This window comes from Aeromicrobium sp. UBA7512 (assembly GCF_002476985.1).
Taxonomy (GTDB): domain Bacteria; phylum Actinomycetota; class Actinomycetes; order Propionibacteriales; family Nocardioidaceae; genus Aeromicrobium; species Aeromicrobium phoceense.
The window spans coordinates 81,459-104,420 of record NZ_DLNK01000002.1 but is presented as its reverse complement, the minus strand read 5'-3'; the positions used below and the strand labels follow the sequence as shown (position 1 = coordinate 104,420).

The following is a 22,962-nucleotide window of genomic DNA, read 5'->3' as shown; positions in this document are numbered from 1 at the left end:
GGGGCTCACAGCTCGGTGCGCCTGACCTTGCCCGTCGCCGTGCGGGGGAGGGCGTCGACCCGCTCGTAGGACTTCGGGCGCTTCGGCGGCGCCAGCCGCTCCTGCGCCGTGGTCCGGAGGTCACCCTCGGTGGCGTCGCCCACGTAGGCCGCGACGACCCGCTGCCCCCAGCGCTCGTCCGGACGGCCGAACACCGCGATCTCGACCACGCCGGGCACCTCCACGAGGGCGGCCTCGACCTCGGCGGGATAGACGTTGACGCCGCCACTGATGATGAGGTCGGTGCGACGCGAGTCGAGGTGGACGAAGCCGTCCTCGTCGACGCGGCCGAGATCGCCCACGGTGAACGCCGGGCCGTGCTCGGTCCGGCGCCAGGCCTGCTCCGTGCGGGTGGGGTCGTTCCAGTACTCGAAGCGCCCCCACGCCGGGACGGCGCACCACAGCTCGCCCTCGTCGTCCACGGTGATGACGCGCCCGGGTCGCGCGCGGCCCACGGTGCCGGGGTGCTGCTCCCACTCCGTGGCCGGGCACGCGGTGAACTGCCCCTCGGTGGAGCCGTAGAACTCCCACACCACGTCGGTGCCGAACAGGACGTGGGCCCCGCGGCGGATCGGGTCGGGACACGGCGCTCCTGCGTGCGCGACGAGGCGGAACGAGGAGACGTCGGTGGTGGCCCCCGACTCGAGGTGCGCGAGCAGCCGCTGCAGGTGGGCCGGCACGCAGAACATCGTGGTGGGGCGCACCGCCTCGACCGCCTCGCAGAACGCCTCAGGCGTGAACACCGGCAGGACCACGACCGAGCCACCGGCCAGTGCGGTGCCGAGCGCGAAGCGCAGGGGAGCGGAGTGGTAGAGCGGCGAGACCACGAGGTTGACGTCCGAGGCGGCGAAGCCCCAGAGGTCCCGCTCCTCCAGGACGGCGGCCTCGGCGTCCGCCGCGTCCCAGAACCCCGACCACACGCCCTTGGGGCGCCCGGTCGTGCCGGAGGTGAAGTGCATCGGCCGGCAGCGGGGGAACGTGTCGAGCTCGTCCGGTTCGTCCGCGAGCAGCTCGGTGAACCGCACGAGCGAGTCCAGCACGAGAGCGGGGGAGACGTCGGCCAGGATCGGCTCGCGCTCGTGGGGCGTCAGGCGCGGGTCCAGGGGCACCGGGATGCGTCCCGAGGCGACACAGCCCCACACGGCGGCCAGCAGCTCGACGCTGTTCGGCAGGCTGACGACCACGCGGTCGCCCTCGGCCACGCCGGCGTGCCGGACGCCCGCGGCGAAGCGTCCGGCAAGGCGCCGCAGCCGGTCGACGGGGACGGCCACGGGCTCGGCCGGGTGTGACATCGCTCATTCCTCTCGCGGCGGTTCGGCGGACTCGCTGGGATCCGCGTGCTCAGTATGGTTGACTGGCGAACGGCCGTTCCCCCGACTCCGTATTGGTATCGATGACCCAGACCCCCAAGCCCGGACACCGGCGCAAGCCCGTCGTCCGCGACCCTTGGTACGTCCGTGCCCGTCGGCACGGAGCCATCGCGACCGGTGTGGCCTCCGTCGGCGTGGCCGCGGTCGCCGCCCTCAGCACCTCCTCGGTCACCCTGGCCGACGCCGCCCCCACCGCTGACGCATCGCTCGCGGCCCAGGGCGACATCGTCACCGAGTCCCTCGGTGGCACGGCCCCGGCTCGCGCCTCGCGCAGCAGCGCCGAGCGCCCGCCCCTGCCGTCCGCGGCCGAGGCCGACGCCCTGGTCAAGGGCTCCCTGTACGCACAGAAGACCGTCCCGGTCCGTGCCGACGCCTCCGACGACTCGCCGGTGCTGGCCACGGTGGCCAAGGGCAAGACTCTCCAGGTCACGGGCGAGACCCGCGGCGGCTGGACCCAGGTCATGCACAACGACCTCCCACGCTGGGTCGCCAGCGAGCTCGTCGCCGAGGAGGAGCCCAAGCTCGGGCCCACCGAGGGCGCGATCTCCACGGCCGCCTGCCTGCGGGGCTCCGGCGTCGAGTCGGGCCTGCAGCCCGACACGGTGCGCGTCTACCGCGCCGTGTGCGCCCGCTTCCCCGAAGTCACCAGCTACGGCGGTCTGGCCGGCCGTGGTGAGCACGCCACCGGGCACTCGCTCGACATCATGATCGGGGGGGAGTACGGCTGGGATCTCGCCGCCTTCCTGCAAGCGAATCGGACCCAGCTCGGAGTCGACTACCTGATATACAAGCAGCGGATCTGGAGCGTGGATCGCGGCGGCGAGGGATGGCGCGGCATGAGCGACCGCGGTGGCGTTACGGCCAACCACTACGACCACGTCCACGTCACCACCGTCGGCAGCGCCGGCACCCTCTGAGCCTGCGCTGATGGCACCTCGGGTCGGGCTCACCGGCGGCATCGCCTCGGGCAAGAGCACCGTCAGCGGTCGCCTGGCCGAGCTCGGTGCCGTCATCATCGACTACGACCGGCTGGCCCGTGAGGCGGTCGAGCCCGGCAGCCCCGCGCTCGACCTGATCGCGCAGCGGTTCGGCGCCGACGTCATCGCCGCCGACGGCACGCTCGACCGGCCGCGCCTGGGCTCGCTCGTGTTCGCCGATCCGGCGGCGCTGAAGGACCTCGAGGCGATCACGCACCCCGCGATCCGCGACCTGGCCGCGCTGCGCGAGCAGCAGGCGGGCGACGCGATCGTCGTGCACGACAACCCGCTGCTCGTCGAGATGGGCGCGGCGGCGTCCTGCGACGTGGTGATCGTCGTCGACGCACCCGAGGACGTGCAGATCGCCCGCATGGTCGCCGACCGGGGCATGACCGAGGACGACGCCCGGGCCCGCATCGCGGCCCAGGCCTCCCGCGAGGAGCGCCGGGCGGCCGCCGACGTCGTCATCGAGAACACCGGCACCCGGGAACAGCTGAGCGCCCGGATCGACGAGGTCTGGAAGGACCTGGTCGAGCCGGGCGCTCGCTGGGCCTGACGCCGCTGCATAGCGTCGGGCCGGGGATGGCCGCTAGGCGGCCAGTTCGGGATCGGCGATCTCTCGCAGTCGCGCGATCGCCTGTCGCTCCACCTGACGCACGCGCTCGGCGGAGATGCCGTGGCGCTTGCCGATGTCGGCGAGCTTCTGCTGACGACCGTCGAGCAGGCCGTAGCGAGCCTTGACGATGTCGGCCTCGCGGGCGTCGAGGCGATCGACGAGCGCGAGCAGCTGGTCACGGGCGTCGTGGTCGAGCATCGCCAGGTCGGGGCCGGGCGTGCTGTCACGAGCGATCAGGTCGCCCAGGCTCGTGTCGCCGTCCTCGTCCACGGGGGAGTCGAGGCTGACGTGGTCACGGCCCCAGGCGAGCAGGTCGATGACGCGCTCGACGTCCATGCCGAGCTCGGCCGCGATCTCGGCGGGCTCGGGGTCGTGCCCCAGCTGACGTTCGAGGTTGCGACGCGCGCCGGAGACCTGGTTGAGCTCCTCGACGACGTGCACGGGGAGGCGCACGACACGAGCCTGCTGGGCCACGCCGCGCGTGATCGCCTGGCGGACCCACCACGTGGCGTAGGTCGAGAACTTGAAGCCCTTCGCGTAGTCGAACTTCTCGACCGCGCGGATGAGGCCGGTGTTGCCCTCCTGGATGAGGTCGAGCATCGGCATCTGGGCGCGCCCGTACTTGCGGGCGATCGACACGACGAGACGCAGGTTCGCCTGGACGAACTCCTGCACGGCGCGGTCGCCCTCCTCGGCGATGAACTCCAGCTCCTCGCGGGTGGCGCGCTTCGGGGCGCCGCCCTTCGCACGTCCGATCCGGCCGGTCTCGAGCAAGTGGCGGGCGTACAGCCCGGCCTCGATCGTGCGGCTCAGCTCGACCTCGCGCTCGGCGTCGAGCAGCGGGGTGCGCGCGATCTCGGACAGGTACATGCCGACGCTGTCCTTGCCCTCGAATTCACGGTCTTCCACGGTGATCCTCCTGACGGTGGCTTCACCCGGTACAACGACCGCGAGAGCGCTGGGATTCCGTTCTCAGGAGTTTCTTGGAATGCCGCGGGTGACCTGCGTCGCAGTGTCGATGATCCACGCCAGCTCCCACGCCCGCTGGCGCCACGCGGCGTACCGCCCGCTGACCCCGCCGTGGCCCGCGGCCATCTCGGTGCGCAGCAGCACCGACCGCTCGGCCCCGGTGACCTCGCGCAGACGCGCGACCCACTTGGCGGGCTCGACGTAGAGCACGCGGGTGTCGTTGAGCGAGGTGCCCGCGAGGATCGACGGGTACGCCACGTCGGCGACGTTCTCGTAGGGCGCGTACCGCTTCATGTAGGCGTAGACGTCGGGGTCGTGGAGTGGATCGCCCCACTCGTCCCACTCGATCACCGTGAGGGGCAGGGAGGGGTCGAGGATCGTGGTGAGCGGGTCGACGAACGGCACGTCGGCGAAGATGCCGGCGAAGGCGTCGGGAGCCAGGTTCGCCACCGCGCCCATCAGCAGGCCACCCGCGCTGCCGCCCTCGGCCACGAGCCGGTCGGCCGACGTCCAGCCCTCGTCGGCCAGGTGGCGGGCGCACGCGACGAAGTCGGTGAAGGTGTTCATCTTGGCCAGCTGCTTGCCCTGGTCGTACCAGGCGCGCCCGAGCTCGCCGCCGCCGCGGACGTGCGCCACGGCGTACACGAACCCGCGGTCGAGCAGGCTGAGCCGCGAGATCGAGAAGTCGGGGTCGAGGCTGATCTCGTAGGAGCCGTAGCCGTAGATCACGCCGGGGGCGGAGCCGTCGCGCGGCGTGCCCTTGCGGCAGACGATCGAGAGCGGCACCAGCGCGCCGTCGTCGGCCCGGACCCAGGCGCGGTGCTGCTCGTAGTCCTGAGGGTCGAAGTCGCCCAGCACGGGAGCCCGGCGGCGCAGGATCCGCTCGCCCGTGGCGGGGTCGAGGTCCCAGATGGTCGCGGGCTCGACGTAGGAGGTGTAGCCGATGCGCAGGTAGCGCGGGTCCCACTCGGCGTTGCCGGCGAGGCCGCACGTGAAGAGCTCGGCCTCGAAGTCGAGCTCCTGCGCCTCGCCGATCCCGTCGTCGCCGATCGGCATGAGGGCCAGCCGGGTGGTGGCGTCGCGGCGGTACGACAGCACGAGGTGACGCGCGAAGGCGTCGGCGGCCTCGAGCCGGACGTCGTCCGAGCCCGGCACGAGCACGGTGGTGGCGGTGGGGTCCTCGAGCGGCGCCAGCACGAGCTCGAAGTTGATCGCCCCGTCGTTGTGCAGGATCGCCAGCTGGTCGCGGCCGCCGACCACGAGGTGCTCGACGGAGTAGTCGACGCCCTCGCGGCGCGGCCACACGACGTCGAACTCGTCCGTGGGGTCGGAGGCGTCGAGCAGGCGCACCTCGGTGGTGACCTTCGAGCCCACCGCGATCACGAGGAAGCGCTCGGAGCTGGTGCGGCCGAGCCCGACGAAGTAGCGCTCGTCGGGCTCCTCGAAGACGAGCACGTCGTCCTCGGTGGAGCCGAGCTCGTGGCGCCACACCCGGTGCGGACGCCAGGCGTCGTCGACGGTGACGTAGAAGAGGTGGCGACCGTCGGCCGACCACGTGGCGCCCGGTGCGGCGCCCTCGATGTGGTCCTGGAGGACCTCGCCGGTGGAGAGGCGACGCACGCGGATCGCGTACCGCTCGTCGCCCTGGGTGTCGACGGACCACGCCAGCAGGTCGCCGTCGTCGGAGACGCTGAAGGCACCGAGGGAGAAGAACTCGTGGCCCTCGGCCTCGTCGTTGGAGTCGAGCAGGACCTCCTCGCCGGGCAGGGTGGCGCCGGGCTCGACCACCGGCGGGTCCCAGTCCTCGGGTCCGGCGATCGGGACGCGGCAGCGGATCGCGTACTGGCGGCCCTCGACGGTGCGTGAGTAGTACCACCAGCGGTCGTGCCGGACGGGCACCGACATGTCGGTCTCGAGCGTGCGGTCCTTGATCTCGGTGAAGATCTGCTCGCGCAGCTCGGCCAGGTGCGCCGTGGTGTCCTCGGCCCAGGCGTTCTCGGCCTCGAGGTAGGCGATCGTCTCGGGATCGTCCTTGTCGCGCAGCCACTCGTAGGCATCGACGACGGTGTCGTCGTGGTGCTTTCGCTCGCTGGGGCGGCGGGGGGCTCGGGGGACGGCGGGCCGCGGGTCGGTCATTCCTCGACCGTACCGGCCGGGTGCGACACGGGCTCTCGATGGCCGGGCGCGAGGTCGGGGTCGTCCGCGCGCAGGGTCCGGACGGGGCCGATCGGGGTGTGGCGCGTCTCGAACCGCACGGTGACGAGCCCCATTCCGCGGCCCCACACCCAGCCGTCCCCGTGCTCGGCGTGGTGCACGTCCATTCCCGGGGACCACTCGCGCGGTCGCTGCGGCTCGGGCGTCTCGTCCACCGCCTCCTCGAGGACGCCGTCCGCGTCCGGCTCGGCCTCCTGTGCGAACAGGTCGTCCTGCACCCAGTCGGCGAGTCCGCTGATGCCCACGCCGAGCAGGCGCAGGCCGCCGCCGACGTCGGTGGCGTCCAGCAGCCGGCGTGCCATGGCCACGATCGTCCGGGTCTGGTCGGTGGGCGCCGGGAGGCTGGTGGAGCGCGTGTGGGTGCTGAAGTCGTGATATCTCACCTTGAGGGTGACCGTGCGCCCCGAGAGGCCGGCGCGGCGGAGGCGCTCGGCGGTGCGGCGGGCCATCGCGTCGCAGATCAGCCCCAGCTCGGTCCGGTCGACGATGTCGGTCTCGAAGGTGTCCTCGGAGCTGACGGACTTGTTCTCGCGGTGCGAGCTGACCGCGCGGTCGTCGATGCCGCGGGACAGCCGGTGCAGCGAGGCTCCGGCGGAGGCCCCGAGCAGGTCGACGAGCTCGGCCTCGGTGTGACGCCACACGTCGCCGACCCGCGTGATCCCCACGTGGTGCAGCCGGGCCGCGGTGGCCGGCCCGACCCCGGCGATCACGGTGATCGGCATGGGCTCCAGGAGGTCCTTCTCGGTGCCCGGCGCGACGATGAAGGAGCCGTCGGGCTTCTCGATCTCGCTGGCGATCTTCGCCATGAGCTTCGACGGCGCGACGCCCACCGAGGCGGTGAGCCCCTCGGTGAGCCGGGTGACGTCGGCGCGCAGCTCGGCGACGAGCTCGGGCACGGCGTCTGGGTCGAACGCCTCGCCCGCCGCCAGGTCGACGAACGCCTCGTCGAGGGAGAGCGGCTCGACGGCGGGGGACAGGCGTCGCAGGCGCTCCATGACGATCGACGAGGCCGCGCGGTACGCGTCGAACCGGCCGGAGAGGAAGGCCGCGTGCGGGCACCGCGACCGGGCCTCGGCCATGCTCATCGCGGAGCGGACGCCGAAGCGCCGCGCCTCGTACGACGCGGTCGAGACCACGCCCCGCTGGCCGATCCCGCCGACGATCACCGGCTTGCCGCGCAGCGACGGCTTGTCCCGCTGCTCGACCGAGGCGAAGAACGCGTCCAGGTCCAGGTGCAGGATCGAGGCCGTCGGACGCATGTGCCCATTCTCCCCGGTGGCGCCCGGCGGCGACGGCTTTCGCGGGGTGACACGGAGGCGTAACAGGCAGGACACGCGTCGTCCCTAGCCTGACGCCATCATGAGGTTCCCCTCCGAGTCCCGCGCGCTCGCGCGCGCGATCGCCGACCCGCCGTCGGTCCCGGACGTGCGCCCCCAGTCCGACCTCGTGGGGCTCGACCGGCGCGCCGTGCGCCCCGAGGACCTGCTGGCCAACTCCGTGGCCGTGATCGCTCCGGCGGCGAGTGCCCTCAGCGTCCCGTTCGTCCTGATGCGGGTCGTGGGTCCCGGCGCGTGGCTGAGCGCGGTCCTGGGCTTCGGCCTGGCGCTGCTGCTGGCGGCGGTGTTCTCCCAGTTCGCGACCCGGATCGCTGCGGCCGGCTCGATGTACACGTGGGTGACGCGCTCACTGGGGCCGTTCGCCGGGCTGCTCGTCGGCACCTCGATGCTGCTCGGCTACGGGATCCTCGTGGCCTTCGGGATCTCGCAGGCGATCCGCCGGTCGAGCGAGGCCGTCACGACGGGCTCCCCGGACGGTGTGGCGGTGGACGCATGGTCGCAGTGGTGGATCGGGATCGCCGCGATCGCGGTGTGCCTGCTCGTGTCGGTGCGCGGCGTGCGCGTCGCGACCCGCCTCGCGCTCGTGGTCGAGTCCGCGCTCGTGGTGGGGCTGCTCCTGCTCGTCGCCCTCACGATCACGCGTGAGGGCCTGCCGTCCGCGTCCGTGCTCTCCCTCGAAGGAGCCGACCCCGGGCGGATCGTGCTCGGCGCGACGGTGGTCATGGGGATCACGGTGGGCTTCGAGTCCGCGGCCGCCCTCGCCGGGGAGGCCGAGCGACCGTTCTGGAGCGTCCCACGGGCGATGACGGGCGCCGTCCTCGTCGCGGCCGTCCTCTACGCGCTCGGGTTCCTGGCGGCGAACGCGCCGCTCGTGGCGGGCGACCACCGGCGTGGCCCGGCCCAGCGCTGGTTCCCCGACTCGGTCGACGTCCACGTGGCCGACGCGATCCTCAGCAGCCTGCTGGCGCTCTCGTTCCTCGCGCTCGCGCTGTGTGCCTGGAACGCGCTCGCCCGGGTGATCTTCTCCCTGGCGCGCGAGGGCGCGCTGCCCGCGTCACTCGGTCGGGCTCATGCCCGCTGGGGCTCTCCCGTCGCGGCGCTGGCCGTGGTCACGCCGTTCGCGATCGCCCCGGCCACCGTGACCCTGCTGCTGGGGCGCGAGGTCGGCGAGCTCTCGATGACGCTGCTCCGGTCGGCGGTGCTGGTCCTGATCGTGGCGTACGCCCTCGTCGCGCTGGCGCTGCCGGTCTTCCTCGTGCGGATCGACGAGGTCACGCCGGGCCCTGTCGCGGTCGCGGCGCTGGCGGTCGTCCTGACGATCACGCTCGCGACGCTCGACACGGTCGAGGACGTCCGGCAGGGGGACCGGGGCGGCCTGGTGCTCACGGCCGCCACCCTCGCCGGCGGCGTGCTGTGGTTCGTGTGGCTGCGCTCGCACCGGCGCCGCGCGCTGCGGAGGATGGGCATCCACGACGAGACGATCACGACGGACCTGCTGGGCCCATGAGCAGCGACTCGCCCTCGAAGGCGCCGCCCACGCCCTTTCGCGGGCGGGAGCCCGGAGCCGTGGACAACGCCTTCGCCATCCTCGAGCAGGTGGCCCGCTCGGGGGCCGGGGTGTCCGCGCGGGAGATCGCCGAGACCCTCGGCATGCCGCGCGCCACCGCGTACCGGATCCTCAAGCACCTCGTGCAGCAGGAGTACCTCGTGCGCAGTCCCGACCTCTCCGGCTTCGCCATGGGACAGCGGGTGCGCAATCTCGCCGGGGCGGTGGCTCCGCTCGACCCGACCGACGAGTCCTAGGAGGACGGGGCCTCACGGCCAGCCGAGCAGGACCCGCGCCCTGACGCTCGAGAGTGGGAGGAATCCCGACTCGCCGGGCCGGGCCCGCATCGCGCGGGAGTCGAACGACCGGCGCCGGTTGTCGCCCAGTACCCAGACGTGGCCGGGCGGCACCGTGACGTCGTACGTGCCGTTCGCGACGTCGGCCGGCGGCTCGGCCAGGTACGGCTCGTCGAGCACCCGACCGTTGCGCATCAGGGTGCCGCCGGGGGCGCAGCACGTGACGCGGTCGCCCGGGAGGCCGATCACGCGCTTGACCATCGCCTCGGCGCCCGACGTGTCGCCCGGAGCGGCTCCGAGTCGCTGACGCTCGGCGTCGCTCCAGCTCCGCGGCATGTCGAACACGACGACGTCGCCGCGGTCCAGCCGGCTCGTGCCGAGGGTGGTCGTGAGCAGGGTGCTGCCGGCGTCGTGCGCCGGTGCCATCGAGGGCGAGGTGACCGTGGCGTGGCCGACGAGGCCTGTCGCGAGGGACAGGGTGACCAGACCCGCCGAGGCCGCTCCGGCCCACCACCCGAGGTGGCGGGGCCGGCGCAGACTCACGGCCGGGTGCACGTGGCGGGTCCGTCCGTCTCGCACCACTGCGCGAGCAGGTTCCGCATGTACTTGATCTCGGTGGTCTGCTCGCTGATGACGTGGGTCGCGGTGCTGCGGACGAACGCGTTCGACTGCTCGGGCAGGTAGTCCTGCGACATCGTGACGGCACCCTCGTGGTGCTCGATCATCGCTCGCAGGAACGCGACCTGTGCCTCGGGGGAGTCGAGCTCGGTGATCTCGTCGACGCGCGCCTGCGGGAGCATGCCCGGCATCACGTCGGTGTCGTGGTCGTGCGCGTCCGACGTGGAACCCGTCGTGTCCTGCCAGGCGCGGAGCCACGCCTTCATGGTCGTGATCTCGTTCTTCTGGTCCTGGATGATGAACCGCGCCGACGAGCCGATCCGGTCGTCGAGGTCCTCGTGCCGGCGCACGTTCTCCGCCAGCTCGATCGCCTGGCGGTGGTGCATGATCATGTCGCGCGTGAACACCACGTCGGCCGCGCTCGGCGGCTCGGCCTTCTGCAGGCGGGGGAACGTCTTGACGGTGCCCCAGGGGCGCTCGACGGTCTCGCGCCGCTCGGCGGTGTCGGCTGCCTTCGTGCCGCCCAGCGCAACCTGCTGGGTCTCGGTGCCGCAGGCGGCGAGGGTCGTGGCCGCCAGCGTGAGGGCGGCGGTTCGCAGGAGTACCTGGATGCGCATGGGGAGCTCCGTCGTCGGGGGAGTCGAGGGGGGAAGGGGTGGACCGGGGCGCCGCCCGTGGGGTGACGCCCCGGTCCGTCGGATCAGCTCGTGGTCACTTCTTGACCGTGAGCTTCACCCAGGTGCTGCCCGCCTTCACGGTGGAGCTGCCCGAGTAGGACACCCTCACCGCGTAGCCCTTGGGCTTCTTCGGTGCCGTGAACGTCAGGTTGGCCTTGCCCTTCACCAGGGTCAGGGTCCTCACCTTGCCGTCCACCGTGATCGACACCCTGCCGGTGGCGGGCTTGCCACCGGCGGTCACCGTGACGGCGACCTTGTTCGTCCGGCCGGGCTTGACCGTCGTGGCCGCGAGGCGCACCGACAGCTTCGGCGTCGACTTCACGACGGGCCGCGGCGTCGGGGCCGTGGTGGGCCTCGTCGTCGGGGCCGTCGTCGGGGCCGTGGTGGGCTCCGTCGTCGGCTCGGGCGTCGGCTCCGTCGTGGGCGGGGTGCCCCAGACGAGCGCATCGGACTCCGCGACGTTCGTGGGGAAGCCGGCGGCGGACGCGCTCACCTTGACCGTGATCGACGCGTTCATGTCGGCCTCGGTCAGGGTGTAGTCCTGACCGGTCGACACGGCCTCGCCGTTGCGGAACCAGGTGTGCGCGTACGTCAGCCGCTGCGCGGCGCTGCGCCACGTACCCGTGCTGGACGTCAGGACCTTGCCGACCGCCGGCACGACCGCGGCGGCGCCGTCGGCCTTGTCGCTGATCTTCGGCTTGACCGTGTTCTCCGGGGTGCACGGCTTGGTCACCGCGTTGACCGAGGAGAACGGACCGTTGATGCACTTGCGCGAATCGGTGATGGTCGGCTTCTGCGCGAAGAAGTCACGCGGCACCAGCTGGAACTTCTGCCAGTGGATCGGCATCGGCGACTGGTCCTCGTCCTTGTCCGTGTGGTGGAACCCGACGTTGACCCACGCGACCGGGTCGGTCAGCTCGTGGGTGTCACCCGCCACGTAGTCGAGGATGCCCTTGCCCGGGCAGCCCGCGTTGAGGTTGTCCGACGCGTACTCCTCGCAGGAACGGTAGTTCGTGAACGTCACCGAGGGTGCCCAGTCAGGGATGAGCGCGTTCGACGTGTTGTTGTTCACGATCTCGTAGGAGCGGGCGTGGCCGTCCTTGTTCTTGCTGTTCGGGTTGAGGACGCGCCACCAGCTGAGCTCGTCGTGGTCGTCGTTCTCGATCGACGTGAACGCCGAGCTCTTGACCGTTCCGGTGCCCTCGACGATCGGGGCCCGCGTCCCGGCACCGGGACTGGCGAAGTCCCACTGCTCGACGGTCTGCTTCTCGCCCTTGTCGATGCCGAAGTCGACCTTGAACATCGCGTTGTGCCAGTGCGATCCGGCGTACGACTGGATCTCCTTCGTCGTGGTCTCGCCGCCGGTCGTGGTGGTCACCGACGACTTGCCCGAGAGCGGCCAGCCGGTCTTCGGGTTGTTGCCGAAGAACGCGTTGCCGCTGTCGGACGCCCAGCCGGGGGCGATGTCGCCCGTCGCGCCGAGGCCGACGTCGATCTGGCCGTGGTCGTCGAACGTCACCCGCTGCTGGTACTCGTACCAGCTGATCTTCGAGATGGACGAGACCGCGAGCGCCGTGCCCTGGTCGGCGTACAGCGTGCCGCCGCCGATCTGGGTCTCCTGGGCGTGCGTGACGAGGCCCATCGGGTCCTCCTGCACGCAGATGCCCGGGACGGTCCGCTCGACGAGCCGGCCGCTGTACGTGAACGACTGGTCCACGTCGAGCGCCTCGCCGCTGCAGACCTCGGGGCCCTGGGTCATCAGGTACTGCTTGCCGAACCCGTAGGAGGTGATGTCGTTGTACTGGACGTGACCGGTGTCGTACGGCACGTTCAGCTGGGCGATGTTGAGCTGGTCCAGGACCCGCTTGTACCCGGCGTACTCGTACTCGCCGGTCGCGGGCTTGAACTCGATCTGCTCGAGGATGAGGCCCTTGATCGGGTGGATGCGCGCACACATCCGCCAGGCGGAGCCGTTCTCGAGCTCCTTCGTGATCGCGCTGTCCGCGCAGGCCAGGGGCGAGTCCTCGGCGGCGGCTGCCGACGGGGGCAGGGCCGACACGAGCCCCGCGGTGAGGAATGCGGTGGCGCCGGCGGCGACGATCCGCGTCAGTGTCTTCATTCGCATCGGACTTCTCTTCCTGCTCACTGGGTGCGGACGATCTTCTGGGTGGACAGGTTCACGACGAAGTCGAAGGTGTTGAGGTACACCCCGGACGCGGTCGAGACCATGAGCTGGGCGCAGCGGTCCTTGCCGCACTCCTGGCCCTTGGACGTGGTCTTGTTGAAGACCCAGGCGCCGGCGACGTAGTCGACCTGGTCGGGATCGATGAGCGGGACGCCCATGTTCTCCTCGAACTCGGTCGTGAAGCCCAGATCGGCGTCGGACTCGATGGCCAGCTTCATCGCCAGGTCCGCCTCGGTGGCGGAGGTCGGCGGCTGGGCCGTGCCGGACTTCTTCGTCTCGATGACCTTGCCGGCCTCCAGGTCGACGACCTGGTCGTACGTCACGTCGTGCGTGTAGTCGTAGAGCGCGACCACGGCGGTGCGGCCGGTGTGGCCCTCGCTGAGGTCGGGCAGGTCGGCGTAGAGGAACTCCGGCCCGTCCTTGCCGCGGACGTCGGTGGCGTCCGAGGGGACGCTCGAGTCGGTGGAGGCCACGTGGATCGCGTAGCCGGTCTCCTCGGCGGAGAGCCCGGCGCGGTCCTCGCCGAGCTTCGGCTTCTTGGTGGGCAGGTCTCCGTCGCCGACGACGTTGAACTTCGTGCTGTTGCCGGAGTCGGTGCCGCTGACGTCCTGCTGGGCCATGACGTAGGTCGTGGCGGCGGCAGTCAGTCCGAGTGCGAGGGCAGCGACGGCGACTTTGCGTGTCCTCCAGGGCACGCGCTGTGACGCATTCACATGGTCTCCTTGTGGGGCTGGAAGTGATCGACACCGGAAGGCACCGGGTCGTCGGGACCGGGTCGGGGAGCCGGTCCCTCGGTCCGCCGACGACGGGACGGCGGACCGAGGACTGGGGGGAGCCGCGCGGGCTGGGGGATCAGCGCACGGTGGCCTTCTTCTTGAGGGAGGCGCCGGAGGTCGAGGCGTCGCCGGCGTAGACCACGCGGACCGTGGCCCTGCCCTTGCGCAGGCCGGTGACCGTGATCGTGCGGGTGCCCCTGCTGAGCGTCGCCCGCTTGACCTTGGTCCGGCCGCCGACCTTGACCGTCACGGTGACCCGGCCCGTCCGCGCTCCGGCGGAGGAGACGATGGCCTTGACCTTCAGGCGGCCCTTGCGAGGCGACGAGGTGCCGACGCGGATCCGCGACGTGGCCCTGGCGACGACGCGCACGGGGCTCGTGGCCGTCGCGGAGCCTCCGGCGTTGGTGGCCGTCACGGCGGCGGCGATCCTCCGGCCGGCATCGGCGGCGGTCAGTCGGTAGCTCCGGGCGGTGGCGCCGGGGATGGCCCGGCCGTCACGCGTCCAGCGGATCGCGAGGGAGGCCGACGTGCTCCACGAGCCCGTGCCCGCCGTGACCGAGCTGCCGACCCGGGCGGTCCCGGCGACGGTGGGCCGGACGCGGTTCTCGGGCGCCGTCAGCACCGGCGCGGGGGCGGTGACGGGACCGAACTCCGCCGACTCCGCGACCGCCTGCGTCCAGCCGGACCGGCTGGCGGTGGCGCGGACCCGCAGGCTCGACCCGATGTCCTCGGCCTTCGTCCGGTAGGTGGCCCCGGTGCCGACGACGGTGGCGCCACGCAGCCACTGCAGCGTCACGGTGGCGTCCGACGGCGTCCACGAGCCCGTCGTCGCGGTCAGGGTGGAGTCGACGACGGTGGATCCCGTGATGACCGGCTTCGCCGCGTTCGCGATCGGCTGGACCGGTGCGGTGCCACCGGTCACGGGCGCCGTCGCGGTGCTCGTGGCCTTCTCGGTGGCGCCCTGGACCATGGCGATGACCTCGACCGAGATGGTGCGGCCGGCATCGTCGTTGCGCAGGCGGTAGGTGGACGCCGTGGCGCCCTCGATCGGCGTGCCGTTGCGCAGCCACTGGTGGCTGAAGGTGACGTTCTGGGTGGGGTACCAGGTGCCGCGCGCGGCCGTCAGGACCGAGTCGACGGCCGGGGTGCCGCTGATCGTCGGCCGGACGAGGTTCTCGCTGATCTGGGTGAGGTACGCGTTCGCGACGAACGTCTGGGCGTCGGCCAGGCTGATGGGGGTCGCCTGCGGCTTGTCTGGCTGGTTGTCCCACCACTCGCTGACCGCTTCGTTCTGGTTCTCGAACCAGAGCGTGTACGACCCGGCCTCGAGGCCCCGGAACTCGTAGGCGCCGGCGGCGGAGTTCGCGACGGTGGCGCCGACGAACTCTCCGGTGGACCGGTAGAGCGACACGTCGATGCCCGGTGCGATGACGTGGCCCGTCTCCAGGACGGTGCCCCGGATCACGCCGGTGCCGTCCTGCGCCACCGCCGTCGCCGGGAGCGCCAGCGCGGACGAGGCGACGGCTGCCGCGGTGAGGTGGGACAGGACTCGTGTGACTGACATGCGGGGAAGTTCCTTCGGCTGGGGACGATTCGGCCCTCAATCTGTCCCCGACGCGTTTCGGGAGGCGGTCGTCGCGCGAACCGGCGCGTTACGAGAGGTCTCCGGATGTGAAGGTGTCGCGATGGTGAATGAGACACCGAATGGGAATCCCTCGCCGTTCCAGCGCAGGTGGACATCCCGGAACGGGCCGTCGCCACGGGGAACGGAGGCGCTCCGCAGGGCCCGCGGTGACGGCCGTGTAAACATCGCGTCACGGAGTGGGGCCACGAGTTCGCGGGCCCGTACGATGACGATCGTGTCAGCCCCCGGAGCCCCGATCGCGCGCCTCGTCCGCGCCGCGTCGGTGAGCCTGTGGGCGATCGTCATGGCAGTCGCCGCCCACGTGGCGGGCGGTGGTGGGGTCCCGCCGGCCGTCGCCGTCGTCCCGGTCGTGGTGGCCGGGGGAGCGCTGGCGTGGTGGGCCGCCGCGCGGCGGATCGGCTTCGCCTCGGCGCTTGGCCTGCTCGCGGTGCCGCAGGTTGCCGTCCACGTCCTGACTGGCTACGTGCACGGTCACCAGGTCGTGCCCGGTCCTTCGATGGCCGTCGCGCACGTGGTCGGCCTCGTCCTGGTCGCTGCCGGCATCGCCGCTGCCGAGCGCCTCTGGTGGGCCTGGTGGCAGCGCGTCACCTTCGTCCTTCGCCTCGGGCGCCCGCGTGCGGTTCCGGCGCGCGTGCCCCTCCCGTGCCCGACGACCGGACCCGTGTCCGGCGTCCGCCTCCTCGAGCACGTCGTGGTGCGGCGCGGTCCGCCCGCCTCCTGGGTCGTCATCGCCCCGGTCGCCCGCCCCTGCGGGTGACCTCGTGCCGCCTGTCCGCGGGCGGCTCCCCGAACTCAGGAGAAGAACCATGTCCCTTGCACGTCATGCTGCCCGCGCAGCAGCACTCACCCTCACCTCGTCGGCCCTCGTCGTCACGGCGGCCGCAGTGGCCTCGGGCCACGTCAGCGTGACCCCGTCCTCGACGGCGGCGGGCTCGTACAGTGTCATGACCTTCTCGGTCGGTCACGGCTGCGATGCGTCGCCCACGACGCGGCTGACGATCCAGCTGCCCGAGGAGATCATCGCCGTCACGCCCACGGTGAACCCGAACTGGACGATCGAGAAGAAGATCGAGAAGCTCGACTCCGCGGTCGACAACGGAGACGGCGGCGAGTACACCGAACGCGTGGCCGAGGTCGTGTACACGGCGAAGAGCCCGCTGGAGGACGGCCTGCGTGACACCGTCGCACTGCAGTTGCCGCTGCCGGAGGAAGAGGGCACCAAGCTCGTCTTCCCCGTGATCCAGACGTGTGAGAAGGGTGAGACCGCCTGGACCCAGACGTACGACGAGGACCAGGACGAGCCCGAGTACGCGGCGCCCTTCATCGAGACCACGGCCTCCGAGGGCGACGGTCACGGCAACGGCGCCACGGGCGACGACGAGGCGGCGGATCACGAGGAGGCCGGGACCGGTTCGAACACCCTCGGCTGGGTGGGCGTCGTGCTCGGCGCCCTCGGCCTCGCAGCGGGCGGTCTCGCGCTCGGCCGCACCCGGAGCCGCGGGTGACCTACGCCCCGGTGGCCCGGAGGGCACGGCTCGCCGCCGTGCTCTCCGGGCTGCTCCTGCTCCTGGTGTGGCCCGTCGCGGCCTTCGGCCACGCGTCGCCCATCGGGAGCAACCCCGCGGACGGTCAGGTGCTCACGCAGTCCCCGGCCGAGCTGACCGTCACGTTGACCGAGCCGGTCAGCCTCGCCGGCTCCGGCAACGCCGTGCTCGACGCCGCGGGGGAACCCGAGGCCGCCGAGTTCACCGTGCGCGACACCGTGCTGCGGATCCGGCCCGTGAAGCCCTTGCCCGACGGTACCCACGTCGTGACGTGGCGCGTCGTGTCGGCCGACTCCCATCCCGTGACCGGGGGATTCACCTTCGCCGTCGGCGCAGCCACCCCCGGTGCCATCGGGGTCCCGGTCACGCAGACCGAGCGCGAGCTCGTCGTCGCGCGAGCCGTCGTGGAGGCGCTCCGTTACGCCGGCGCCCTCGGAGTCGCCGGGCTGGTCGTCTTCTCCCTCTTCATCGCCCCCGGAGCGGCTCGTCGCGAGCCGGCCGTCGAGCGGCGCACCCGGCGCACGACGGCCGGCCTCGGTGCGCTCGCGGTGGTCGCCGCGGTCCTGCTCATGCCGCTCACCGCCGTCTGGGAGTCCGGTGGGCCACTGTCGTCGGTGATGACCGCCGAGGCCTGGCGCGACGGTGCCGCGTCCTCCGCCGGGATCGCCGCGCTCGTGTTGGCTGCCGGCGTCGCCGCGGCGCTGCTGGGCCGCGTGCGCGAGCCCGTCCTGGCCGCGGTGGGCGCCGCCCTGGTTGTCGCCTCGCTCCTCCCGGTCGGACACACCCGCAGCTACGGCCCGTGGTGGCTCGTCCTCACGGCCGACCTCGTCCACGTGAGCGCCGCCGCCCTGTGGTGGGGTGGTCTGCTGGGCCTGGGCCTCGTTCTCGCCGCCGGGCCCGCACTGCGGGTGCAGGACCGCGCCACCGCGGTCACCCGCTTCTCGGCCGCCGCCGGGGTCTCGCTCGTCGCGCTCACGGTCGCCGGAGTCGTCCTCTTCTGGCGGATCTCCGGGTCGTTCGCGGCGCTGTGGGAGACCGGCTACGGCCGAGCGGTGCTCGTGAAGGTGCTGCTGCTCGTGCCGGTCGTCGCGGTGGCCGCCTGGAACCGGCAGGTTCTGGTCGGCCGGCTCGCCGGACGCGATGCCGCGTCCGCCGCGGAGGTGCTCCGCCGCACCGTCTCCTTCGAGGCTGCCGTCGTCGCCGCGGTGCTCGTGGCCACCGGCGCGCTGGTCGGCCAGACGCCACCGGCCAGGTCCGACACCGTGGCTCAGGACGCGCCCACCGTGCAGCGCCTCGAGCTCGAGCTGGGGGAGTCCCACACGGTCGACGTGGTCGTGACTCCGGTGCGTCGGGGCACCAACGCGATCCAGGTGACGCTCACCGACGCGGCCGGCGACGTCGTCGACCTCGAGGAGGCGCCGCGCCTGCAGATCGCCCTCGAGGACGCCGAGGTCGGGCCGATCAACCGGCCGCTGACCCGGACGAGGGCGGGCCACTGGGAGGCCAGTGCCGACCTGCCGCTGCCGGGCGCGTGGCGCCTGTCGGTGTCCGCGCGACTGACCCGCTTCGACGAACCCGTGGTGTCCGGAGAGGTGGAGATCCCATGAGCCCGCGCAACGCGGCGGCACGAGCCCTCGTGCTGCTGGTCGCCCTGATCGCGGTGACGGCCGGCACGGTTGCGCCGGCCCTCGCGGACGTGGCGATCGACGAGGTGCTGCCCCAGGGCGACGGGACGTCCGTCCTCGTCGTCACGGTCCGGGGCGGGTGCGACGCATCGACCACCGGTCTGGTGCTCGAGCTTCCCGAGGACATGGCCGCGATCGACGCGACGGGGCCCGACGGCTGGGACCGCGTCCTCGACGGGCGTCGCGCGGAGTTCACCGGGCCGGGCCTCCCGCCCGCCCAGGCGACCGAGTTCCTGGTCACGTCCCGCATCGGGGCCGCGCCGGGGGAATCCGTCGCCGTGGCCGCCGAGCAGCGGTGCGAGGGCGTGGCCGACACGGTGCCCTCCGAGCCGACGTTCGAGGTGACGCCCGAGGTGGTCGACCCGCGGATGACGGTCCGGGTGCCGCCCGAGGTGTCCCCGGGAGCCGACAGCGCGCAGGTCGCCCTGGTGGTCGGGGTGTTCGTGCTCGCCGCGGCCTACGGGGCCGTGGTGGTGCGCCGCCGGGCGAGCCGGCGGTAGCCACGAAGGCCGTCGTCCACAGGACCGGCAGGTCGCCGTCGTCCGTCCACAGGGACGCGGCGAGGGGTTCAGCCGGACCCGCCTCCGGCACGAGGGTCGTCCCATGCCTGACGACGTGTTCCGTGCCCACACCCATGAAGACCTCCTCAACGCGCTGCCGACGTTCTTCGGCTTCGTCCCCCGCGAGTGCGTGATCGGGCTCGCGGTCTCCGGCGCCAACTGCCGGTTCGGGTTCAGCCTCCGGCACGACCTGCCCGAGGCCGGGTCCGAGGACGAGCTCGCGGCCGACCTCGCGGGCCACCTCCTGCGCAACGGCGACGAGGGCTTCTTCCTCTTCGCGCTGTCCGACGACGCGGACCGGGCCCGCGTCATGGCCCTCGCCCTGCGCGATGCGCTCCCGCCGCGCCGGGACTGGCTCACCATCTGGGCGGACGGCGAGCGCTATTGGGCTGATCTGCCCGGGCACCCGCAGGACGGTCTGCCCTACACGCTCGACGACCACCACGAGTCGATCGTGCACGCCGTGGCGCAGGGCCGGGTGATCGCGCGCGACCGATCCGACCTGGCGGTCGAGGTGGCGCCCGCCCGGGGTCAGCGCCAGCGGTGGCTCGAGGCGGCCCACGAGGAGGTGCTCGAGCGCTTCATGGCGCGGGCGCTCACGATGGATCCGGACACCTTCCTGTTGCGCGAGAAGCAGACCGTCACCCGGCTCACCGAGCGCTTCCTCGCCGAGGAGCGGCTCACCGACGGCGACCTGGTGGAGCTGGCCGTCCGGGTCTCGGGTCGACAGGTGCGCGACTCGGCCTGGCTGCGCATCACCCGGCAGAACGCCATGCCGATGTACGCGCTGTGGGCCGCGGTCTCACGGGTCGCCGCCGCCGACTTCGCGCCGGCCTCCTTGTGCCTGGCCGGCTTCGCCGCGTGGCAGATGGGCGACGGGGTCCGGGCCCGGTTCGCGCTCGAGCGGGCCCTCGCGCTGGAGCCGCACTATCGCATGGGGGTGCTGCTGCACGGAGCGCTCGAGGCGGGCCTGCATCCTGACCGGTGGTCGGCAGCCGATGCGAGCGCCTGATCGGCCCTAGGCTGACTGCATGGGACAAGACGTCGAAGCCCGGGAGTTCACCGGCGAGGACCGTGCGAGGTACCGCGCCAAGGTGCGCCGGAATCTCGACGTGCTGGCGGCGATGCTGGGGGAGCAGGACTTCTCCGTGCCCGACCCGCACGTGGGCATCGAGATCGAGTTCAACCTCGTCGACGAGACCGGTGACCCGGCGCTGCGCAACGCCGAGACGCTCGACGCCATCGCTGCCGAGGACTTCCAGACCGAGCTGGGCCAGTTCAACGTCGAGATCAACGTGCCCCCGTCGCCCGTGGCGGGGCGGGGCCTGGCCGACATGGCCGACAGCATGCGCGACGACCTGAACGCCGCCCAGGAGAAGGCCCAGACCGTCGGCACCGGACTGATGATGATCGGCATCCTTCCCACGCTCGACACGCAGCACCTCACCCGCGAGGCGATCTCGTCCAATCCGCGGTACCACCTGTTGTCCGACCAGATCCTCACGGCGCGCGGCGAGGACATCCACCTGGTCATCAACGGGGTCGAGCGACTCCGCACGACGATCGACACGATCATCGCCGAGGCCGCCTGCACGAGCACCCAGCTGCACCTGCAGGTCGAGCCCGACGACTTCGCACCCACGTGGAACGCCGCGCAGGCGATCGCCGGGGTCCAGATCGCCGTGGGCGCCAACTCGCCGTTCTTCCTGGGTCGCCGACTGTGGCAGGAGACCCGCATCGCGCTGTTCGAGCAGGCCACCGACACGCGCACCGACGAGCTCAAGGCGCAGGGCGTGCGCCCCCGCGTCTGGTTCGGCGAGCGGTGGATCACGTCGGTCTTCGACCTCTTCGAGGAGAACTCGCGCTACTTCCCGGCGCTGCTGCCGATCGTCGACGACGAGGACCCTGTGGCCGAGATCGAGGCCGGCCGGATCCCCACGCTGCCCGAGCTGCGGCTGCACAACGGCACGATCTGGCGCTGGAACCGCCCGATCTACGACGTCGTCGACGGCAAGCCTCACCTGCGCGTGGAGAATCGGCTGCTGCCCTCGGTGCCCACGGTGAAGGACACCGTCGCGAATGCCGCCCTCTTCTACGGGCTGGTGACGGCGCTGACCGAGCAGGACCGCCCGGTGTGGAGCCAGCTGTCGTTCCGGGCGGCCGAGGAAGGCTTCCACGAGGCGGCCTCCGCCGGGATCGATGCCGAGGCCTACTGGCCCGGCATCGGCACGGTGCCCGTCCGCGAGCTGGTGCTGCGCCACCTGCTTCCGCTGGCCCACGTCGGGCTCGAGCGACGCGGCGTCGACGGCGCGGTGATCGACGAGTTCCTGCAGATCATCGAGCGCCGTTGCGTCACCGGACAGAACGGGTCCTCGTGGATGACGGCCCAGTTCGACCGCCTCCACACGCGCGGCTCCGACGTCTTCGACTCCATGCGCGCCCTCACCCGGCGCTACGCGGAGCACATGCACAGCGGCGAACCGGTGCATTCCTGGCCCGTGGGGTGAACCGGTACTTGGATGTTTCGGGCACCGTGGCAGACTTGACCCAGAGGTTGACCGCAGGCCTCATTGTCATGCCCGAAACGACGTTGTGAGGTTGATGTTCCGGTGACTCGAGCCGCCCAGACCGCGAAGGCAGCGCCCGCGAAGAAGGCGCCCGCGAAGAAGGCCGTCGCCAAGAAGGCCCCGGCGAAGAAGGCCCCGGCCAAGAAGGCGGCTGCGAACGGCGCCAAGGAGGTCGTGCTGGGGGACCAGGTCGATCTGGCCGACGTGCTCGAGACCAAGCCGGCCGTCGACGCCGACGGCAAGAAGGTCCTTCCCGACATCGCCGACGAGGTCTTCGAGAAGGACCTGGCCACCGATCCGACGCTGAAGGAGGACGAGGAGGCCAGCGCCAGCTTCACCATCTCCTCGGCCGACGACACCGACGAGCCCGCGGTCCAGGTCACCGTCGCCGGCGCCACCGCCGACCCGGTCAAGGACTACCTCAAGCAGATCGGCAAGGTCGCGCTGCTGACCGCCGCCGAGGAGGTCGAGCTCGCGAAGCGGATCGAGGCCGGCCTCTTCGCCGAGGAGAAGCTCGCGAAGTCCAAGCGCGTCACGGAGAAGACGCGCGAGGAGCTCGACTGGATCATCGTCGACGGTCGCCGCGCCAAGAACCACCTGCTCGAGGCCAACCTGCGACTCGTCGTCTCGCTGGCCAAGCGCTACACCGGTCGCGGCATGCTCTTCCTGGACCTGATCCAGGAGGGCAACCTCGGCCTCATCCGCGCCGTCGAGAAGTTCGACTACACCAAGGGCTTCAAGTTCTCGACCTACGCCACGTGGTGGATCCGCCAGGCGATCACCCGGGCGATGGCCGACCAGGCCCGCACGATCCGCATCCCCGTCCACATGGTCGAGGTCATCAACAAGCTGGCCCGCGTCCAGCGCCAGATGCTCCAGGACCTGGGCCGCGAGCCCACCCCCGAGGAGCTGGCGGTCGAGCTGGACATGACGCCCGAGAAGGTCGTCGAGGTCCAGAAGTACGGCCGTGAGCCGATCAGCCTCCACACGCCGCTGGGCGAGGACGGCGACAGCGAGTTCGGCGACCTCATCGAGGACTCCGAGGCCATCGTCCCGGCCGACGCCGTGTCGTTCACCCTCCTGCAGGAGCAGTTGCACGCCGTCCTGGACACGCTCAGCGAGCGTGAGTCCGGCGTTGTGTCGATGCGCTTCGGCCTCACCGACGGCCAGCCCAAGACGCTCGACGAGATCGGCAAGGTCTACGGCGTCACGCGCGAGCGCATCCGCCAGATCGAGTCCAAGACGATGAGCAAGCTGCGTCACCCGTCGCGCTCGCAGGTCCTGCGCGACTACCTCGACTGAGTCACCTCTTCACGCAGAACGGCCCGCGACCTCACGGTC

20 protein-coding genes are annotated in these 22,962 nt (G+C 71.9%); 11 read left to right on the top strand and 9 right to left on the bottom strand.

Going from position 1 to position 22,962, the window contains the following annotated elements; all coding sequences use genetic code 11:
* Window positions 1-5: 5 nt before the first annotated feature.
* Window positions 6-1,331: a class I adenylate-forming enzyme family protein gene (locus B2363_RS01340; protein ID WP_286927909.1), complete on the bottom strand. Its 1,326-nt coding sequence runs from the start codon at window positions 1,329-1,331 to the stop codon at window positions 6-8.
* Between the two features lie 101 nt (window positions 1,332-1,432).
* Here B2363_RS01340 and B2363_RS01335 point away from each other — a divergent pair, with 101 nt between their 5' ends.
* Together B2363_RS01335 and coaE are read left to right on the top strand one after the other, a co-directional pair.
* Window positions 1,433-2,326: an SH3 domain-containing protein gene (locus B2363_RS01335; RefSeq protein WP_286927908.1), complete on the top strand. Its 894-nt coding sequence runs from the start codon at window positions 1,433-1,435 to the stop codon at window positions 2,324-2,326.
* Between the two features lie 10 nt (window positions 2,327-2,336).
* A complete protein-coding gene (gene coaE, locus B2363_RS01330) occupies window positions 2,337-2,942 on the top strand; it encodes a dephospho-CoA kinase (protein WP_286927906.1) in 606 nt (201 codons plus the stop codon).
* A gap of 33 nt (window positions 2,943-2,975) precedes the next feature.
* Here coaE and B2363_RS01325 read toward each other — a convergent pair whose 3' ends face one another.
* The 3 genes from B2363_RS01325 to B2363_RS01315 all read right to left on the bottom strand — a co-directional run bounded on the left by B2363_RS01325 (window position 2,976) and on the right by B2363_RS01315 (window position 7,444).
* Window positions 2,976-3,872, bottom strand: coding sequence for a sigma-70 family RNA polymerase sigma factor (locus tag B2363_RS01325; RefSeq protein ID WP_181756235.1), 897 nt, complete (start codon window positions 3,870-3,872; stop codon window positions 2,976-2,978).
* Window positions 3,873-3,974: 102 nt separating this feature from the next.
* A complete protein-coding gene (locus B2363_RS01320) occupies window positions 3,975-6,107 on the bottom strand; it encodes a S9 family peptidase (RefSeq protein ID WP_286927905.1) in 2,133 nt (710 codons plus the stop codon).
* Window positions 6,104-7,444, bottom strand: a complete 1,341-nt coding sequence (locus B2363_RS01315) for a DNA polymerase IV (protein WP_286927904.1) — start codon at window positions 7,442-7,444, stop codon at window positions 6,104-6,106. Before B2363_RS01315 ends, B2363_RS01320 begins: the two co-directional genes overlap by 4 nt.
* Before the next feature lie 100 nt (window positions 7,445-7,544).
* On the opposite strand from B2363_RS01315, the gene B2363_RS01310 reads away from it, so the two are divergent.
* Both B2363_RS01310 and B2363_RS01305 read left to right on the top strand, forming a co-directional pair.
* Window positions 7,545-9,029: an APC family permease gene (locus tag B2363_RS01310; RefSeq protein ID WP_286927903.1), complete on the top strand. Its 1,485-nt coding sequence runs from the start codon at window positions 7,545-7,547 to the stop codon at window positions 9,027-9,029.
* Window positions 9,026-9,325: a helix-turn-helix domain-containing protein gene (locus tag B2363_RS01305; RefSeq protein WP_286927902.1), complete on the top strand. Its 300-nt coding sequence runs from the start codon at window positions 9,026-9,028 to the stop codon at window positions 9,323-9,325. Before B2363_RS01310 ends, B2363_RS01305 begins: the two co-directional genes overlap by 4 nt.
* Before the next feature lie 12 nt (window positions 9,326-9,337).
* Here the strand turns inward: B2363_RS01305 and lepB are convergent, their stop codons facing one another.
* The 5 genes from lepB to B2363_RS01280 all read right to left on the bottom strand — a co-directional run bounded on the left by lepB (window position 9,338) and on the right by B2363_RS01280 (window position 15,184).
* Window positions 9,338-9,907, bottom strand: a complete 570-nt coding sequence (lepB, locus tag B2363_RS01300; protein WP_286927901.1) for a signal peptidase I — start codon at window positions 9,905-9,907, stop codon at window positions 9,338-9,340.
* Window positions 9,904-10,599, bottom strand: a complete 696-nt coding sequence (locus tag B2363_RS01295; protein ID WP_286927900.1) for a DUF305 domain-containing protein — start codon at window positions 10,597-10,599, stop codon at window positions 9,904-9,906. Before B2363_RS01295 ends, lepB begins: the two co-directional genes overlap by 4 nt.
* Before the next feature lie 94 nt (window positions 10,600-10,693).
* Window positions 10,694-12,784 (bottom strand): hypothetical protein, encoded by a 2,091-nt coding sequence (locus B2363_RS01290; RefSeq protein WP_286927899.1) that lies wholly within the window; start codon window positions 12,782-12,784, stop codon window positions 10,694-10,696.
* 17 nt (window positions 12,785-12,801) lie between these two features.
* Window positions 12,802-13,557 (bottom strand): hypothetical protein, encoded by a 756-nt coding sequence (locus tag B2363_RS01285; protein ID WP_181755543.1) that lies wholly within the window; start codon window positions 13,555-13,557, stop codon window positions 12,802-12,804.
* Window positions 13,558-13,696: 139 nt separating this feature from the next.
* Window positions 13,697-15,184: a hypothetical protein gene (locus B2363_RS01280; protein WP_286927896.1), complete on the bottom strand. Its 1,488-nt coding sequence runs from the start codon at window positions 15,182-15,184 to the stop codon at window positions 13,697-13,699.
* Window positions 15,185-15,479: 295 nt separating this feature from the next.
* Between B2363_RS01280 and B2363_RS01275 the strand changes: the two genes are divergently transcribed.
* The 7 genes from B2363_RS01275 to B2363_RS01245 all read left to right on the top strand — a co-directional run bounded on the left by B2363_RS01275 (window position 15,480) and on the right by B2363_RS01245 (window position 22,923).
* The gene (locus B2363_RS01275; protein WP_181755545.1) at window positions 15,480-16,022 is read left to right on the top strand and encodes a hypothetical protein; all 543 of its coding nucleotides are present in this window, start codon (window positions 15,480-15,482) and stop codon (window positions 16,020-16,022) included.
* A gap of 49 nt (window positions 16,023-16,071) precedes the next feature.
* The gene (locus B2363_RS01270; RefSeq protein WP_181755546.1) at window positions 16,072-16,770 is read left to right on the top strand and encodes a YcnI family protein; all 699 of its coding nucleotides are present in this window, start codon (window positions 16,072-16,074) and stop codon (window positions 16,768-16,770) included.
* A complete protein-coding gene (locus B2363_RS01265) occupies window positions 16,767-18,416 on the top strand; it encodes a copper resistance CopC family protein (protein WP_286927893.1) in 1,650 nt (549 codons plus the stop codon). Before B2363_RS01270 ends, B2363_RS01265 begins: the two co-directional genes overlap by 4 nt.
* Window positions 18,413-18,994 carry a hypothetical protein gene (locus tag B2363_RS01260; protein ID WP_286927891.1) on the top strand — a complete coding sequence of 194 codons (582 nt, stop codon included), beginning with the start codon at window positions 18,413-18,415 and terminating at the stop codon, window positions 18,992-18,994. Before B2363_RS01265 ends, B2363_RS01260 begins: the two co-directional genes overlap by 4 nt.
* Window positions 18,995-19,097: 103 nt before the next feature.
* Window positions 19,098-20,066, top strand: a complete 969-nt coding sequence (locus B2363_RS01255; RefSeq protein ID WP_286927890.1) for a DUF4192 domain-containing protein — start codon at window positions 19,098-19,100, stop codon at window positions 20,064-20,066.
* A 19-nt stretch (window positions 20,067-20,085) separates the two neighbouring features.
* Window positions 20,086-21,561 (top strand): glutamate-cysteine ligase family protein, encoded by a 1,476-nt coding sequence (locus B2363_RS01250; RefSeq protein ID WP_286927889.1) that lies wholly within the window; start codon window positions 20,086-20,088, stop codon window positions 21,559-21,561.
* A gap of 102 nt (window positions 21,562-21,663) precedes the next feature.
* Window positions 21,664-22,923, top strand: coding sequence for an RNA polymerase sigma factor (locus tag B2363_RS01245; protein WP_181755551.1), 1,260 nt, complete (start codon window positions 21,664-21,666; stop codon window positions 22,921-22,923).
* Window positions 22,924-22,962 lie beyond the last annotated feature (39 nt).

Coding starts and splice junctions, on each gene's coding strand:
- B2363_RS01310 (WP_286927903.1), top strand. CDS start 7,545: ATGAGGTTCCCCTCCGAGTCCCGCGCGCTCGCGCGCGCGATCGCCGAC.
- B2363_RS01255 (WP_286927890.1), top strand. CDS start 19,098: ATGCCTGACGACGTGTTCCGTGCCCACACCCATGAAGACCTCCTCAAC.
- B2363_RS01260 (WP_286927891.1), top strand. CDS start 18,413: ATGAGCCCGCGCAACGCGGCGGCACGAGCCCTCGTGCTGCTGGTCGCC.
- B2363_RS01315 (WP_286927904.1), bottom strand. CDS start 7,444: ATGCGTCCGACGGCCTCGATCCTGCACCTGGACCTGGACGCGTTCTTC.
- B2363_RS01305 (WP_286927902.1), top strand. CDS start 9,026: ATGAGCAGCGACTCGCCCTCGAAGGCGCCGCCCACGCCCTTTCGCGGG.
- B2363_RS01280 (WP_286927896.1), bottom strand. CDS start 15,184: ATGTCAGTCACACGAGTCCTGTCCCACCTCACCGCGGCAGCCGTCGCC.
- B2363_RS01335 (WP_286927908.1), top strand. CDS start 1,433: ATGACCCAGACCCCCAAGCCCGGACACCGGCGCAAGCCCGTCGTCCGC.
- B2363_RS01340 (WP_286927909.1), bottom strand. CDS start 1,331: ATGTCACACCCGGCCGAGCCCGTGGCCGTCCCCGTCGACCGGCTGCGG.
- B2363_RS01250 (WP_286927889.1), top strand. CDS start 20,086: ATGGGACAAGACGTCGAAGCCCGGGAGTTCACCGGCGAGGACCGTGCG.
- B2363_RS01270 (WP_181755546.1), top strand. CDS start 16,072: ATGTCCCTTGCACGTCATGCTGCCCGCGCAGCAGCACTCACCCTCACC.
- B2363_RS01325 (WP_181756235.1), bottom strand. CDS start 3,872: ATGTACCTGTCCGAGATCGCGCGCACCCCGCTGCTCGACGCCGAGCGC.
- B2363_RS01295 (WP_286927900.1), bottom strand. CDS start 10,599: ATGCGCATCCAGGTACTCCTGCGAACCGCCGCCCTCACGCTGGCGGCC.
- coaE (WP_286927906.1), top strand. CDS start 2,337: ATGGCACCTCGGGTCGGGCTCACCGGCGGCATCGCCTCGGGCAAGAGC.
- B2363_RS01290 (WP_286927899.1), bottom strand. CDS start 12,784: ATGCGAATGAAGACACTGACGCGGATCGTCGCCGCCGGCGCCACCGCA.
- B2363_RS01320 (WP_286927905.1), bottom strand. CDS start 6,107: ATGACCGACCCGCGGCCCGCCGTCCCCCGAGCCCCCCGCCGCCCCAGC.